This window comes from Janthinobacterium sp. 64 (assembly GCF_002813325.1).
GTDB lineage: Bacteria > Pseudomonadota > Gammaproteobacteria > Burkholderiales > Burkholderiaceae_D > Janthinobacterium.
The window spans coordinates 3,708,281-3,722,926 of sequence record NZ_PHUG01000001.1; the positions used below are offsets into that span (position 1 = coordinate 3,708,281).

The window sequence follows — 14,646 nt, forward strand, 5'->3', positions numbered from 1 at the left end:
GGCTTTTGATACAACTCAAGTGCTTAGAAATTCAGCGCCGATTCCACGCCGGCGCTGTGCGCCTGCTCATCCGCATGGTACGAGCTGCGCACCATGGCGCCGACGGCGGCGTGGGTGAAGCCCATCTTGTACGCTTCCGCTTCGAACATTTTAAACACGTCCGGGTGCACGTAACGGCGCACGGGCAAGTGGCTGTTCGATGGCGCCAGGTATTGGCCGATGGTCAGCATGTCGATGTCGTGCTCGCGCATGTCGCGCATCACTTGCAGGATTTCCTCGTCCGTCTCGCCCAGGCCCACCATGATGCCGGACTTGGTTTTCACGTCCGGATACATGGCCTTGAAGTCTTTCAACAGCTTCAGCGAGTGCATGTAGTCGGAACCGGGACGCGCTTCCTTGTACAGGCGCGGCGCCGTTTCCAGATTGTGGTTCATGACGTCGGGCAAGCCATCCTTGAACAGGTCCAGGGCTTTTTCCAGGCGGCCGCGGAAGTCCGGTACCAGCACTTCGATGCGGGTGTTCGGCGACAGGGCGCGCGTTTGCTGGATGCACTCGACGAAGTGGCCGGCGCCGCCGTCGCGCAAGTCATCGCGGTCGACGGAGGTGATGACGACGTAGTTCAAACGCAGCTTGGCGATGGTTTTCGACAAGTTGGCCGGCTCTTCCTTGTCCAGCGGATCCGGGCGGCCATGGCCGACGTCGCAGAACGGGCAGCGGCGCGTGCACTTGTCGCCCATGATCATGAAGGTGGCCGTGCCCTTGCCGAAACACTCGCCGATGTTCGGGCAGCTGGCTTCCTCGCACACCGTCACGAGCTTGTTTTCGCGCAGCACATCCTTGATTTCATAGAAGCGGGTCGATGCCGACGCGGCCTTGACGCGGATCCAGTCCGGCTTTTTCAGGCGCTCGACTTGCTCGATCGGAATGATCTTGATCGGGATGCGCGACGTCTTGCTGGCGCCTTTTTGCTTTTCGCTCGGATTGTAGGCGGGAGCGGCGGGGGCGGTGCTGGAAATGGTCTCAGAAGTCATGGCTGCAAGCCCTTGACGGGCATGTTGGTTTGTTTGCTCAGGCATCCGTTGCCTGAGGCGCGCCTGCGGCGCTGTTTACTTCGCTTACATCGAGTAATACGGTCAATTCCTGGGCCAGGGCCCGCTGCACCTCGGCCAGCGGCGCCACCACGCCCATGCTGCGCATGTCGACCGTCTTCAGGCCGGAATAGCCGCAAGGGTTAATCCAGGAAAACGGCGCCAGGTCCATCGCCACGTTGAGCGATACGCCATGGTAGGTGCAGCCGTTGCCGCGCACTTTCAAGCCCAGCGCGGCGATCTTCGCACCCTTGCTTGGCCCGCCGGCAATATAGATGCCAGGCGCGCCATCGATGCGCTCGCCAGCGAGATTATACGCCGCCAGCACGTTGATGATGGCTTGCTCGATTTTATGCACGAACTGGCGCGCATACAGCTTGCCACCCGGCTTGTTGCGGCGCAAGTCCATCAGCAGGTAAATCACCACCTGGCCGGGGCCGTGGAACGTCACTTCGCCGCCACGGTCCGTCTGCACCACGGGCACATTCTCGGCGCCGGCCAGCAAATGGCCGCGGTCGGCCGCCAGGCCCAACGTAAATACGGGCGGATGCTCGACGATCCACAGTTCGTCGCGCGTGTCCGTCGTGCGCGCATCGGTAAAGGCGCGCATGGCGGCAAAGGTGGGCTCGTAATCGACGCGGCCCAGTTCGCGGATCAGCGCCGTTTCGGTGCGGGTGGTGGTCATGACGGATTCTGTAATCAGCTGCCGGCGCCCTGCGGACGCTGCGGCGAAGCCGTGATTATAAGCCAGGCCGCCGTTTCATTCCGGGGCAGCCTCTGGCAACAGCAGCAATCTGCCCAATTTTTGTGCAGCGTGGCGCACCTGGGCCAGGCTTAACGCTGTGTAGCCGAGCAGCACGGCCGGCGCCAGCCTGGCGCTGTGGCAAAAGTCGCCCAGCGGCTGCAACGCCAGCCCCTCCTGCGCCGCGCGCGCACAGAACGCCCGCTCGTCGGCATCCGGCGGCAGCCACAGCACGCAATGGAAACCCGCCTGCTGGCCGGAAATGGTGTAGCGGCCGGGAGCGGTCTGTTCGAGGCAGGCCAGCAGCAGGTCGCGCCGCTCCTTGTAGGCCAGGCGCGCCAGGCGCAAATGACGCACGAAGCCGCCTTCCTCCATCCAGGCAGCCAGCGCCAGCTGCTGCGTCACACCCACGGACCTGCCCGTCAACTGCACGATGCGCAGCAGTTGCGGTCGCAAGGCGGGCGGCAGCACCATGAAGCCCACGCGCAGGCCGGCAAACAAGGTCTTGTTGAAACTGCCACAGTAGATCACGCGCTGGTACTGGTCCAGCGCCTTCAGGGCCGCCAGCGGCGCGCTCTGGTAATTGAATTCGCTGTCGTAATCGTCTTCCACCACCCAGGCGCCGCTGTCGTTGGCCCACTCCAGCAAGGCCAGGCGGCGCGTGACGGACATGGTCACGCCCAGCGGCGACTGGTGCGCCGGCGTCACGTAGGCGAGGCAGGCATCGGTGTGCGTGGCCAGCGCGGCGCAATCGATGCCTTCGGCGTCGACGGCAATGTCCACCGGCACGGCGCCGGCCAGGGCGAACAGGGCGCGCGCGGCCGGGTAGCCCGGTTCTTCCAGGCAAACTTTATCGCCATCGCGCACGATGCCGCGCGCCAGCAAGTCGATCGCGTGGCGGATGCCGGTGGTGACGACGATGTCTTGCGGGTCGCAGCGGATGCCGCGGTACTTGGCGAGGAAATCGGCGATCTGCTGGCGCAGCTGGAGCAGGCCGGCCGGATCGGCGCTGCACAGCTGCTCCGGCGTGGCGGCCGCCAGCGCCCGCGCGGCGCACTTGGACCAGGCGGCCATGGGAAACAGGCTGGCGTCGGCGCGCCGCGCCACGAACGGCAAGCCATCGCGCACGCCCGTATCGGACACGGGAACGGGAACGGGCTCGGAAAATGGCCCGGCCGGGGTGGCATCTGCCAATCCTGCCATCAAGAAGCGTTCCGGCACGACGGCGCACACATGCGTGCCGGAACCGGGCACGCGCGTCACGTACGCTTCCGCGTGCAGGCGGTCGAACACGGTTTCGATGGTGCCGCGCGACAATTCCCACCGTTCCGCCAGGGTGCGGCTGGATGGCAAACGGCTGCCCGCCGGCAGCATCTTCGTCAGGATGGCCGAGCGCAGCGCCTCATAGGCGCCGTCCTGCTTGCTGACGCCCGCCTTGTCCAGCCAGCTGGTGGGGCGGGGCAAGTCCAGGGTGTGCGGTGATTTTCCTCGCGGCATGATGATGGTCGTCCAAGTGGTCCAATGAATTTTGTGATGACTGGCACTTCGCATTACACCACAACCATCCTACTCTCACCGTTCCGCTGCGCCTGCCATCTCTTGCATACCGAAAAACATGAATCAACGAACAACACTTCCCCTGTGGGCCTGGGGCGCCATCGTGCTGCTGCTGGTCTGCCTGTCGCGCATCAGCATCGACATTTATCTGCCTTCGCTGCCGGCCATGGCCGATGCCCTGCATGCCAGCGATGCGCAATTGCAACTGACGCTGAGCCTGTTCATGGCCGGCTCGGCCGCCTCGATGCTCGCTTGCGGGCCGCTGGCCGACCGTTACGGCCGCCGTCCCGTGCTGCTGGCCGGCACGGCCATTTATGTGCTCGCCAGCATCGTCTGCAGCGTGACTTCCGACGTGCACGTGCTGATCGCCGCGCGCGTGCTGCAGGCGTTCGGCGGCTGCAGCGGCACCATCATCGGCCGGGTCATGGTGCGCGACCGGTTTGACGCCGCCACGCAGGCGCGCATGCTGGGGAAAATCTCGATGGTGATGGGTTTGTCGCCTATCGTTGCGCCGCTGGCCGGCAGCGTGCTCGACGCGGCGTTCGGCTGGCGCGCCGTGTTTGGCGTGCTGTGCCTGCTGGGCGCGCTGTCGCTGGGGCTGATCGCCGCGTATGTGCCGGAAACCAAACCGGCCAGCGTCGTGCCACAAGGAAATACCCTGGCGCTATACCGCCGCCTGCTGGGCGACCGGTATTTCCTGCGTTATGCACTGGCCATCGGCTGTGTGTATTGCACGTATTTCCCGTTCATCGCGGAATCGTCCGTGCTGTTGCAAAGGGGCATGCACCTGACGCCGCATGCGTATGCGCTGGTGTTCGCGCTGACGGTCAGCGGCTATATCGCGGGGTCGAGCCTGTTTCGCGCCCTGGGCCCGCGTCTGGGCGCCGATTACATGCTGGGCGTGGCGGTGCTGCTCAATGTGGCGGGGGCGGCGAGCCTGTTGCTGGCGGGGACGTTGGCGCCGCGGCACGTGGCCTCGCTGGTAGCGCCCATGCTGCTGGTGATGGTGTCGGTGGGCATGGCGATTCCCGCCTGCCAGCTGGCCGTGCTGCAGCCGTATGGCGACCAGGCGGGCAGCGCCTCGGGCCTGTTCTTCTTCGTGCAGATGCTCATCACGGCGGTTTGCGGCGCCGTCATCGCCGCCATCACGGATGGCAGCGAAAAGCCCCTGCTGTGGGTGACGGCGGCGGCCAGTGGCGCCTTTGCCGCCGTCTGGCTGCTCACGAAGAGCCGCGCCAGCGTGGCGGCAGCCAGCCTTACATGACGATCTTGACCATCGGGTGGCCCGACAGCGCCATGTACAGGGCGTCGAGCTGCTCGCGGCTGATGGCGCGCACGGTGACGGTCAGGCCCGTGTAATTGCCCTTGCCCGACGGACGCTCTTCCATGCGGCCCTCATGGAAGGTCGGATCGTGGCTGATCACCAGTTCCAGCATGGTCGGCGCGAAATCGACATGCGTCGGACCCATGATCTTGATGGGAAAGTCGCTCGGGTATTCGATCAGCGATTCGCTGGGAGGAATGATGTGTTCGCTGGGAGGGATGGTTTGCATGAGAATTCCAATCAGTGCCGGTCAGTGCCAAAGACGTATTGTAGCCAACTTTGGCAGCGCCTGCGCCCGCTGCCATGGCGCCAGGGGCGCGGAAAAAAAAAGCCAGCTGGGTAAGCTGGCGGAAAACTATTTCGTTTGGACAAAATAGCCGGAAAAGTCGTGCTGTCACTTGGAGGATAAGCAGTGGTCGTACTGTAAGCAAAATCCACCGGCTTTACCTCCGGCATGTGACGAACTGCGCTTTTTTCGGCCTGAACGTCGATACGGCGCGACAGGCGGTGCGGCCGTCAGCGCTCCGCTTCCTGCTGCAGCCGGTTGTTGCGGCCGGGATTGCCGCGCTCATTGCCTCTGTCATTGCTGCGTTCACGTGGCGGTCCGCTACGTTCGCTGGCGGGACGCGGCTGCGGCCGCTCGGCGCGCGATCGTTCTTCGCCACGCCACCCGGGGCGCCCCACCTGGTCTTGCACGGGCGGCAAGGCCGGCACCGCCGGCATCACGGGCTGGGCCGGCACGGGCGGCCGGTTCGGCGGCATGGGACGCGGCGCCATCTGCGTCTGGCCATCGTCCGTCTGCAGGCGGCCGGGACGGTTGACCCAGTCGCGCCGGACACCGTTGTCGCCGCGCGGCGCATCAACGGGACGCTGCCAGTTGCCCGCCGGCGCAGGCGCCGTGCTCAAGGGCATGCTTTGCAGCACGGGGGCCGGCAGGATGGTGCGGTTGCGGCGTTCGCGTTCGCCCGCCACGGAGCGGCGCCCCTCGGCCACGCGGTTGATGCGGCGTTCATAGTCCGCGCTGGCGCGGTAGCCAGGCACATAGCGTTCGTGCGGCGACAGGGGAAACCAGCCGACGCCGGGACGCTGCTCATGGTGTGTCCCGGGATGGCCGCCGACCCAGCCCACCAGGGCCGGCGCCCAGGGCACGCGGCCGCGCTCGCGCCCCGGCGCCCAGCCCCAGCGCTGGCCCAGCCGCACCCAGCGGCCGTAATGCGAGGGCGCGTAGCCCCAAGGCGCATTGTCGACCCAGGTCCAGCCCCACGGCGCGATCCACGTCCAGCGCCCGTCGCTGTACGGCGCCCAGCCGGCCGGCACCGCGCTGGGCAGCCACAGGGGGCCATATTGCGCATCGTCCTGCCAGGCGCCGTAGCGGTCCAGTTCTTCATAGCCGGTGGTATCGTCCGTGACATAGCGCAAGGCCGGCGCGGCGGCGGACAAGGCTTCGGGCCAGTTGTCGAAGGCGATCCGCTGCAAGGCACCCGTGCGCAACTCCTCGTCCGTCAATTCCGCGCGCTGGCCGGCACGCAAGGTCACGCTGCCCGTCGCGCCATCCACGTCGGCCGCCCCATCGAGCACGCTGACGACGCTGGTGCCGCTCTGGCGTCCCGCCTCGATGCGCACCCAGCCCGGCTGGGTCAGGATCACGCGGACCTGGGCGGTGGTCAGTTCGAAGCCGCGCAGCGCGTCGGTATTGCGCACGCGCACGCTGACCGCGCCATAGCTGAGGTGCAATTTGAAACTGTCGTCATCGAGCTCGCTCACTTCCAGTTCGGAATCGCCATCGAGGCGCACGGCGGCCGCGCCCACGCGCAATTCCGCCAGCGCGCCGCGCATGGTGCTCAGGCGGTTATCCGTCGTGACGGGCCAGTTCAGCAGGGCGTTTTGCGCCTCGCCATCGCCGGCGCGCACCAGCACTTGCCCTTCGACGGTGGAAATGCGCCCCACGCGGGCAGGCGGGTCCTGCGCCAGGGCGAAAGTGCATGCCGACGACAGCAACATGGCGCACACGGTGTTCAAGAGGGGGAGAGACAGGATAGGACGCATGGCAGCGCTCCAGGCAGGACGTACAAGGATGATTGCTATCGATTACATCCGCATCGTGCGGGCATCGCAAGCGGGCTTACAAATGTTTGCATGTTGACTTGCTTCAGGATGCCGCCTGGCCACCGCGCTTGACGAAGAACAGGGCGGCGCCGACGGCCATCAGCAAGCCGCCAAAGAAGCGGTTCTGCTTTTTCACGGCCTTGGCATCGCGGAAAAAGCGCTGCATCGAGGAAGCTAAAAAGGCGTAGCTGTGCATGACGATCTGATCGATCGTGCACATGGTGACGGCCAGGATCAGCAATTGCGGCAGCAGTGGCGCCGTGGGGCTGATGAATTGCGGCAACACCGCCACCATGAAGATGATGCCTTTCGGATTCGTCACGTTGGTCAGAAAACCCGTCAGCACGCGCCGGCGCCAGGACGGCACCACGGCGTCGGCGTGCAGGTCGCCGGCCACCGCCACCCTGGCGCGCCACTGCGACAGGCCCAGGTAAATCAAATACAGCGCACCCACCGTCTTGACGATGTTGAAGGCCACTTCGGAGGCCAGCAGCAAGGAACCCACGCCGGCGCCGGCGATGCCCAGCACGACCAGCAGCCCCAGTTGCAGGCCGAGAATGGTGGCGCTGGCCTTTCTGACCCCGTAAGACAGGCCGTGCGACATCGACAGCACGGCGCCCGAGCCGGGCGAAACGGCGATGATGGAAGCGGCGATGACAAAGGTGATCCAGGTGGCGAAGGGCATGCGGTGTCCAAAAAATGGTGACGATGAGCAATTTTACCCCGGTCAGTGCGGCCTTGCCGGCCCGCCCTGATGTAAGATCGCAAGGATGCCTTACCCACGTCACCCCTTGCCGTACAACCAAGAATAACATCATGAAAAACAACACTTTCCTCGCTCCACAATTGCCTGCCACCAAAGTGGGAGCGCGCTGAGATGGCCGGCTCCAGCCTGCTGGCCCTGCTCGACGACATCGCCAGCATCCTCGATGACGTTTCCCTGATGACCAAGGTGGCCGCCAAGAAGACGGCCGGCGTGCTCGGCGATGACCTGGCCCTGAACGCGCAGCAAGTGGCCGGCGTGCGCGCCGAGCGCGAACTGCCCGTGGTCTGGGCCGTCGCCGTCGGTTCGCTGAAGAACAAGGCCATCCTCGTGCCCGCCGCGCTGGCCATCAGCGCGTTTGCGCCGTGGGCCATCACACCGCTGCTGATGGTGGGCGGCGCCTACCTGTGCTTCGAGGGTTTCGAAAAGATTGCCCACAAGTATCTGCACCCGGACGACAGCCACAAGGCCGAGCTGGCACAAGCGCTGCGCGATCCACAGGTCGACCTGGTGGCGCTGGAAAAGGACAAGATCAAGGGCGCCATCCGCACCGACTTCATTCTGTCGGCGGAAATCATCGTCATCGCCCTCGGTACGGTGGCTGCGGCCACCTTCGCCGAGCAGGTGGCCGTCGTCGTCGGCATCGCCCTCATCATGACGGTGGGCGTGTATGGCCTGGTGGCCGGCATCGTCAAGCTCGACGACGCGGGCTTTTACCTGGCGGCGCGCAAGGGCGCAGGCGCGCTGATGGACGGCGTGCGTGCATTTGGCCGCATGCTCGTGTCGGCGGCGCCGAAACTGATGAAATTCCTGTCCGTGGTGGGCACGCTGGCCATGTTCATGGTCGGCGGCGGCATTTTGACGCATGGCTGGCCGTGGGCCAGCGCCATGCTGCACCATGCTGAAGAAGCCATCGGCGGCGTGGCCGGCATCGGCCCCGTGCTGGCCGCCGTCACGCCCAGCCTGATCAACGCGGTGGCCGGCCTCATCGCCGGTGGCCTGGTGCTGGCCGGCGTTACGGCCGTGTCAGCTTTATTGCGCATGATCAAGCCAGGCAAATAAACTTTCTGGTCTGATGGGGCGGCAGGCGCATCCGTGCCTGCCGCCCCGGCCATGCCGGCGGCGCCCGCTGCCCATGGAGACCCTATGCAGACTTCCCCCATCCAACGTCCCAGCAGCGCCTTCATCGGTGCCTCCTGGGCGGCACTGCTGATCGGCGCCATCACCTATTTGACCGGCCTGTGGAACGCCGGCATGGCCCTCAACGAGAAGGGCTATTACTTTACGCTCCTGATGTATGGCCTGTTCGCCGCCGTCTCGCTGCAAAAATCCGTGCGCGACCGCACGGAAGGCATCGCCGTGACGGGCATGTATTTCGGCCTGTGCTGGATTTCCGTGCTGCTGGCCTTGCTGTTACTGACGGTGGGCCTGTGGAACGCCACCCTGCACAATAGCGAGAAGGGTTTCTATGCCATGGCATTCCTGCTGAGCCTGTTTTCCGCCGTGGCCGTGCAAAAGAATGTGCGCGATGTGGCGCGCGCAACGCCGGCCACCTCCGCCGACGCGCCGGGAACTTAAACAGCAGCGGCGCATCTATTCTGTATCCATGTCGGGAGAGGATGATGGGCGACCAGCAGAAACGTTTACAGATGGCGCTGGAAGCAGCGCACATGGCCATCTGGGATTCGCGCATCGTCGATGGCCAGGTCATCGACGGCACGGTCAGCTGGTCGGCCAAGGGCGCCGCCTTGCTGGGCCTGGAAGAACATGCGCTGACGCAGCCGTTCCGCAGCTTTCTCGGCTTCGTCCATGCGGAAGACCAGGGCAAAGTACTCGAGGTGTTGCAGGATGGCGTGCGCCGGCGCGGCGGCTACGACCTGCAATACCGCGTCATCTGGCCCGACGGCAGCGAACACTGGCTGGCGGCCAAGGCGCACATCTTCACGGATGCAGAAGGCCAGCCCGACCGCACCCTGGGCATCATCTGGGATATCACCGAGCACATGGCGCGCGAGCTGATGATTGCCGAGAGTAGGGAACTGGCCGAAGTGACGCTCAGCTCCATCGGCGACGGCGTGATCACCACCGATCCGTTCGGCAAGACGCGCTACCTGAACCGCGTGGCCGAGCAATTGACGGGCTGGAGCAACGAGCTGGCCCAAGGGTTGGACATCTGGGAAACCCTCAAGCTCGTCGATGAACACACGGGTGAGCCGCTCGACCACGTGGCCATCAAGTGCTTGCACCAGCGCCAGGCCATCGGCATTTCCACGCATGCGCAGCTGGTCACGCGCGACGGGCGGCGCATCGCCGTGGAAGACTCGGCCGCGCCCATCTGGTCGCGCAATGGCAACATCCTCGGCGCCGTCGTCGTCTTCCGCGACGTCAGCCATGAGCGCAAACTGAGCCAGCAACTGTCGTGGCACGCCACGCACGACACCCTGACGGGCCTGATCAACCGGCGCGAATTCGAGCACCTGGTCGCCGGTGCCCTGCACACGGCCAAGGAAGAAGGCCACGCGCATGCGCTGCTATATCTGGACCTGGACCAGTTCAAGGTCATCAACGACACCTGCGGCCACGCCGCCGGCGATGTGCTGCTGCAGCTGCTGGCCAAGATGCTGCAGGGGAAGATGCGCGACAGCGACATCCTGGCGCGCCTGGGCGGCGATGAACTGGGCGTGCTGCTGCCGCACTGTCCGCTCGATCACGCGCGCGTGATCGGCGAACAGCTGCGCCAGTCCATCCGCGATTTTCGTTTCGCCTGGGATAGCCGCAGTTTTGAGCTGGGCGTGAGCATCGGCATCGTGGAAATCAACCAGGACAGCAAGTCCATGAGCGAGCTGCTGAGCGCCGCCGACCAGGCCTGCTACCTGGCCAAGGAACAGGGCCGCAACCGCATCCATGTCTACCAGGAGTCGGACGTCATGCTGGCGCAGCGGCATGGCGAAATGCTGTGGATCTCGCGCCTGAATGAAGCGTTCGCCCACGATTACTTCCGCCTGTACGCCATGCCCATCGTGCACCTGCACGACAGCCCGGAATACCACGACGAAGTACTGATCCGCATCCGCAACGGCAAGGGCGACCTGATCTTGCCAGGCGCCTTCATCCCCGCCGCCGAACGCTACGACATGATGCTGTCCATCGACCGCTGGGTCATCCATGCCATCTGCGCGCATATCCAGAGCGTGCGCGACAGCCTGCCGCCAATCGAAGCGATGGAGGAAAGCCGGCGCCGGACACCGGCGCTGTATTCCGTCAACCTGTCGGGCATGTCGCTGGCCGATGCCGGCTTGCACGACTACATCACCGAGCAGTTCGTGCAATTCGCCATCGCGCCAGAACAAATCTGCTTTGAAATCACGGAAACGGCCGTCATCGCCAACCTGCCCAAGGCGCAAGTATTCATGCGCCAGCTCAAGGCCATGGGTTGCCGCTTCTCGCTCGACGACTTCGGCAGCGGCTTTTCCTCGTTCGGCTACCTGCGGGCCCTGCCCGTCGACTATTTGAAGATCGACGGCATCTTCGTGCGCGGCATCGCCACCAATGCCATCAACCGCGCCATGGTCAAGGCCATCAATGAAGTTGGCCACGTGATGGGCCTGCAAACGGTGGCCGAATACGTGGAAGACGATGCCACCCTGGCCATCATCCGCGAGCTGGGCATCGATTACGCGCAAGGCTACGCCGTGGGCGGCTTGCGGCCCCTGACGGCGGGCGTGGATTAGCCTACACCGGCAACCAGTAGCTTTAAAACAATGCCGCATTGCTATCGCTAAATGCGTGCAAGCACGACCAATCTGGAGGATTTTGATCTACATCAATAAATTTGCGCAGGCGACTCCTTACACTGATCTCCATTCTTGCAATCGTGCAAGTCTTACTCACCAATTGCCTATTTAACTGATCAGGAAGCCGCGACCATGCGACAAAATTTGCCAGTGACTAACCGTGAAGTCCTCGTCTTGGACGATCAGGCCATCGTGTCGAAAACGGATATGAACGGCAATATCGTCTATGTGAACCCCTACTTCAGTCAGGTCAGCGGCTTCAGCGAGGCAGAGCTGCTCGGTTCGCCGCAGAACATCGTGCGCCACCCGGACATGCCGGCCGAAGCGTTTGCCGACCTGTGGGCCTCGATCCAGGCCGGCACGCCGTGGACGGGCCTGGTCAAGAACCGCTGCAAGAACGGCGATTTTTACTGGGTGCGCGCCAACGTCACGCCGATCCGCGAAGCGGGCAAGACCATCGGCTACATGTCGGTGCGCGTGAAGGCCGACAAAGATCAGGTCAAGGCGGCCGAGGAAGCCTACGCGGCGATCCGCAATAAAGAAGGCGGCAACATCGTCATCAAGAACGGGCAGATCGTGCGCCCGGGCCTGGCGCACCTGCTGCACAAGCTGACGCACATGTCGCTCAACCTGCGCATCTGGGCCGCCACGTCCATCGTCAACTGTTTGCAACTGCTGGTGTGCGTCATCAGCCTGTTCGCCAGCGGCGGCAAGATCACCAATTACGCCATCTTCGGCGCCACCCTGTTCGGCTTCCTGATCAACGTTTTCCTCTGGTATACCTTGCGCATGTCCGTGCTCAAGCCGCTGGGCAAGGCCCTGAACGGCGCGCGGGCGATTGCCGCCGGCGACCTGTCGGGCAGTTTCGAGACGGACAGCACGGATGAAATGGGACAATTGCTGCGCGCGCTGCAACAGATGAACAGCAATCTGATCGCCACCATCCGCGACGTGCGCATCAACGTGGAAACCATGGCCGTGGCCACCAAGCAAATCGCCGTCGGCAATATGGACCTCTCGGGCCGCACGGAATCGCAGGCCGCCAGCCTGGAAGAAACCGCCTCAAGCATCGAGGAATTCTCGTCGACGGTGAAACAGAACGCGGACAACTCGGTGCAGGCGAACGAGCTTGCCGTGGCCGCCTCGAAAGTAGCGGTGCAGGGCGGCGAGATCGTCGCCGAAGTGATCACCACCATGGACGACATCAACACCTCGTCGAAGAAAATCGTCGACATCATCGGCCTGATCGAAGGCATCGCCTTCCAGACCAACATCCTGGCCCTGAACGCGGCCGTGGAAGCGGCCCGCGCCGGCGAGCAGGGCCGGGGCTTTGCCGTCGTGGCGGGCGAAGTGCGCAACCTGGCGCAGCGCTCGTCCGTCGCAGCCAAGGACATCAAGCAACTGATTGAAATTTCCGTCGGCAAGGTGGGCGCCGGCATGCTGCAGGTGAACCGCGCCGGCGCCACCATGGAGCAGGTGGTCAGCTCCGTCAAGCAGGTGACGGCCATCATGCAGGAAATCTCCATCGCCTCGCGCGAACAGAGCATCGGCGTCGACCAGGTCAATCAGGCCATCGCCCACATGGACCAGGTGACGCAGCAAAATGCGGCCCTGGTGGAAGAAGCCGCCGCAGCCGCCACGCGCCTGGCGGAAGAAGCAGCCAGCCTGTCGCAAGCCGTAAGCCTGTTCAATTTCGGCAAGATGCCGCCACCGCGCCGCGTCGCCATGCCTGGCGGCAAGGGCGGCGCCGCGAACGCCGGCAAACCCGCCATGAAACGCCTGGCCGCCTAACACCTTTCAAGACCTTACACACACCATGCCTACACTACTCAGCAGTGCTTCCGCCGACCTGGACGCCGTCGTCGAATTCGACCCGGTCATCATCGGCAAGATGAGCCAGTCCGGCCCCCGCTACACGTCCTACCCGACCGCCGACCGTTTCAATGCCGAATTTGGCTATGGCAACTTCCTCGAAGCGCTGGCCGCATTGCGCATGCGCGGCGGCCGCCGTCCGCTGTCGCTGTACGTGCACGTGCCGTTCTGCGACACCCTGTGCTACTACTGCGCCTGCAACAAGATCATCACCAAAGACCGCAGCAAGGCCGCCACCTATCTCAGCTATCTGAAACAGGAAATCGCCATGCAGGGCAAGCTGTTTGCCGGCATGAACCAGATCGAACAGCTGCATTTCGGCGGCGGCACGCCGACTTACCTGAGCGAAAAGCAGATGGAGGAGCTGATGCTGCATTTGCGCCAGCATTTCGAGTTCGCTTCCGACGAGGACGGTGAATATTCGATCGAGATCGACCCGCGCACCGTCTCGCGCGAACGCGTGTTTTCGCTGCGCGCGCAAGGTTTCAACCGCATCAGCCTGGGCGTGCAGGATTTCGACGCCGATGTGCAAAAAGCCGTCAACCGCATCCAGCCGGAAGCGGAAACGGTGGCCATCATGCAGGCCGCGCGCGACGCCGGTTTCCGCTCGATCAGCATCGACCTGATCTACGGCTTGCCCAAGCAAAACCTGGAGACGATGACGGAAACGCTGCGCAAGGTGATCAACGCCAGCCCCGACCGCATCGCCCTGTACCACTACGCGCACATGCCGCATCTGTTCAAGCCGCAGCGCCGCATCCTCGACGCCGACATGCCTGACAGCGCCACCAAGCTGGCCATGCTGGGCCTGTGCATCGCGCGCCTGACGGCTGCCGGCTATGTGTACATCGGCATGGACCATTTCGCCAAGCCGACGGACGACCTGGCCGTGGCGCAGCGCCAGGGCCGCTTGCACCGCAACTTCCAGGGTTATTCGACGCGCGCGGAAGCCGATTTGATCGCCTGCGGCGTGTCGGCCATCAGTTCCGTCGGCGCCGTCTACAGCCAGAATGAAAAGACGCTCGACGCCTACTATGAAAAGCTCGACGAAGGCGTGCTGCCGATCGCGCGCGGCATCAAGCTCGATACGGACGATTTGTTGCGCCGTATCATCATCCAGATGCTGATGTGCAATTTCGAATTGTCGATCGCCACCATCGAGCAAGCCCACCCCGTCAAGTTCCGCAGCTATTTCGCCGCCGAGCTGGAAAAGCTGCGCGAACTGGCGCGCGATGGCTTGCTCGTCATCGAGGAAGACTGGCTGACGGTGACGCCGAAAGGGCGCTTGCTGATCCGCAATATCTGCATGGTCTTCGACCGCCACCTGATGCAGGCCCGCGCCAACGCGACGCCGGACGCGGTGCAGCCGCTGCGCTACTCGAAAACCGTGTAACGCCACC

The 14,646-nt window shown here is 64.1% G+C and carries 12 protein-coding genes; 6 read left to right on the forward strand and 6 right to left on the reverse strand.

Annotated elements, in window-relative coordinates:
* Positions 1–23: 23 nt before the first annotated feature.
* The 3 genes from lipA to pdxR form a co-directional block, all read right to left on the reverse strand.
* The gene (gene lipA / locus CLU91_RS16290) at positions 24–1,031 is read right to left on the reverse strand and encodes a lipoyl synthase (protein ID WP_100874989.1); all 1,008 of its coding nucleotides are present in this window, start codon (positions 1,029–1,031) and stop codon (positions 24–26) included.
* A gap of 37 nt (positions 1,032–1,068) precedes the next feature.
* The gene (gene lipB, locus CLU91_RS16295; RefSeq protein WP_100874990.1) at positions 1,069–1,773 is read right to left on the reverse strand and encodes a lipoyl(octanoyl) transferase LipB; all 705 of its coding nucleotides are present in this window, start codon (positions 1,771–1,773) and stop codon (positions 1,069–1,071) included.
* Between the two features lie 75 nt (positions 1,774–1,848).
* Entirely contained in the window at positions 1,849–3,327 is a 1,479-nt protein-coding gene (gene pdxR / locus CLU91_RS16300) for a MocR-like pyridoxine biosynthesis transcription factor PdxR (protein WP_100874991.1), read from the reverse strand.
* Positions 3,328–3,445: 118 nt separating this feature from the next.
* On the opposite strand from pdxR, the gene CLU91_RS16305 reads away from it, so the two are divergent.
* The gene (locus CLU91_RS16305; RefSeq protein WP_100874992.1) at positions 3,446–4,651 is read left to right on the forward strand and encodes a multidrug effflux MFS transporter; all 1,206 of its coding nucleotides are present in this window, start codon (positions 3,446–3,448) and stop codon (positions 4,649–4,651) included.
* Here the strand turns inward: CLU91_RS16305 and CLU91_RS16310 are convergent.
* The 3 genes from CLU91_RS16310 to CLU91_RS16320 form a co-directional block, all read right to left on the reverse strand.
* A complete protein-coding gene (locus CLU91_RS16310) occupies positions 4,644–4,940 on the reverse strand; it encodes a DUF493 family protein (RefSeq protein ID WP_100874993.1) in 297 nt (98 codons plus the stop codon). The genes CLU91_RS16305 and CLU91_RS16310 overlap by 8 nt on opposite strands.
* Before the next feature lie 287 nt (positions 4,941–5,227).
* Positions 5,228–6,757, reverse strand: coding sequence for a DUF6600 domain-containing protein (locus tag CLU91_RS16315; protein WP_157814712.1), 1,530 nt, complete (start codon positions 6,755–6,757; stop codon positions 5,228–5,230).
* 103 nt (positions 6,758–6,860) lie between these two features.
* Positions 6,861–7,502: a LysE family transporter gene (locus CLU91_RS16320; RefSeq protein WP_100874995.1), complete on the reverse strand. Its 642-nt coding sequence runs from the start codon at positions 7,500–7,502 to the stop codon at positions 6,861–6,863.
* A 192-nt stretch (positions 7,503–7,694) separates the two neighbouring features.
* Between CLU91_RS16320 and CLU91_RS16325 the strand changes: the two genes are divergently transcribed.
* From CLU91_RS16325 to hemN, 5 genes are all read left to right on the forward strand, one after another.
* Positions 7,695–8,642 (forward strand): DUF808 domain-containing protein, encoded by a 948-nt coding sequence (locus tag CLU91_RS16325; protein ID WP_100874996.1) that lies wholly within the window; start codon positions 7,695–7,697, stop codon positions 8,640–8,642.
* 84 nt (positions 8,643–8,726) lie between these two features.
* On the forward strand, positions 8,727–9,158 hold the full coding sequence (yiaA, locus tag CLU91_RS16330; protein WP_100874997.1) for an inner membrane protein YiaA: 432 nt from the start codon (positions 8,727–8,729) through the stop codon (positions 9,156–9,158).
* 44 nt (positions 9,159–9,202) lie between these two features.
* Complete coding sequence (locus tag CLU91_RS16335) at positions 9,203–11,311, forward strand: EAL domain-containing protein (protein WP_100874998.1); 2,109 nt, start codon at positions 9,203–9,205, stop codon at positions 11,309–11,311.
* Between the two features lie 195 nt (positions 11,312–11,506).
* On the forward strand, positions 11,507–13,165 hold the full coding sequence (locus tag CLU91_RS16340) for a methyl-accepting chemotaxis protein (RefSeq protein ID WP_100874999.1): 1,659 nt from the start codon (positions 11,507–11,509) through the stop codon (positions 13,163–13,165).
* Positions 13,166–13,190: 25 nt separating this feature from the next.
* Positions 13,191–14,639, forward strand: a complete 1,449-nt coding sequence (gene hemN / locus CLU91_RS16345) for an oxygen-independent coproporphyrinogen III oxidase (protein ID WP_100875000.1) — start codon at positions 13,191–13,193, stop codon at positions 14,637–14,639.
* Positions 14,640–14,646 lie beyond the last annotated feature (7 nt).

Bases quoted from the DNA above. Each gene is read 5' to 3' on its own strand.
- yiaA (WP_100874997.1), top strand. From the start codon at position 8,727: ATGCAGACTTCCCCCATCCAACGTCCCAGCAGCGCCTTCATCGGTGCC.
- CLU91_RS16310 (WP_100874993.1), bottom strand. From the start codon at position 4,940: ATGCAAACCATCCCTCCCAGCGAACACATCATTCCTCCCAGCGAATCG.
- CLU91_RS16305 (WP_100874992.1), top strand. From the start codon at position 3,446: ATGAATCAACGAACAACACTTCCCCTGTGGGCCTGGGGCGCCATCGTG.
- CLU91_RS16315 (WP_157814712.1), bottom strand. From the start codon at position 6,757: ATGCGTCCTATCCTGTCTCTCCCCCTCTTGAACACCGTGTGCGCCATG.
- CLU91_RS16335 (WP_100874998.1), top strand. From the start codon at position 9,203: ATGGGCGACCAGCAGAAACGTTTACAGATGGCGCTGGAAGCAGCGCAC.
- CLU91_RS16325 (WP_100874996.1), top strand. From the start codon at position 7,695: ATGGCCGGCTCCAGCCTGCTGGCCCTGCTCGACGACATCGCCAGCATC.
- lipA (WP_100874989.1), bottom strand. From the start codon at position 1,031: ATGACTTCTGAGACCATTTCCAGCACCGCCCCCGCCGCTCCCGCCTAC.
- pdxR (WP_100874991.1), bottom strand. From the start codon at position 3,327: ATGCCGCGAGGAAAATCACCGCACACCCTGGACTTGCCCCGCCCCACC.
- CLU91_RS16340 (WP_100874999.1), top strand. From the start codon at position 11,507: ATGCGACAAAATTTGCCAGTGACTAACCGTGAAGTCCTCGTCTTGGAC.
- lipB (WP_100874990.1), bottom strand. From the start codon at position 1,773: ATGACCACCACCCGCACCGAAACGGCGCTGATCCGCGAACTGGGCCGC.
- CLU91_RS16320 (WP_100874995.1), bottom strand. From the start codon at position 7,502: ATGCCCTTCGCCACCTGGATCACCTTTGTCATCGCCGCTTCCATCATC.
- hemN (WP_100875000.1), top strand. From the start codon at position 13,191: ATGCCTACACTACTCAGCAGTGCTTCCGCCGACCTGGACGCCGTCGTC.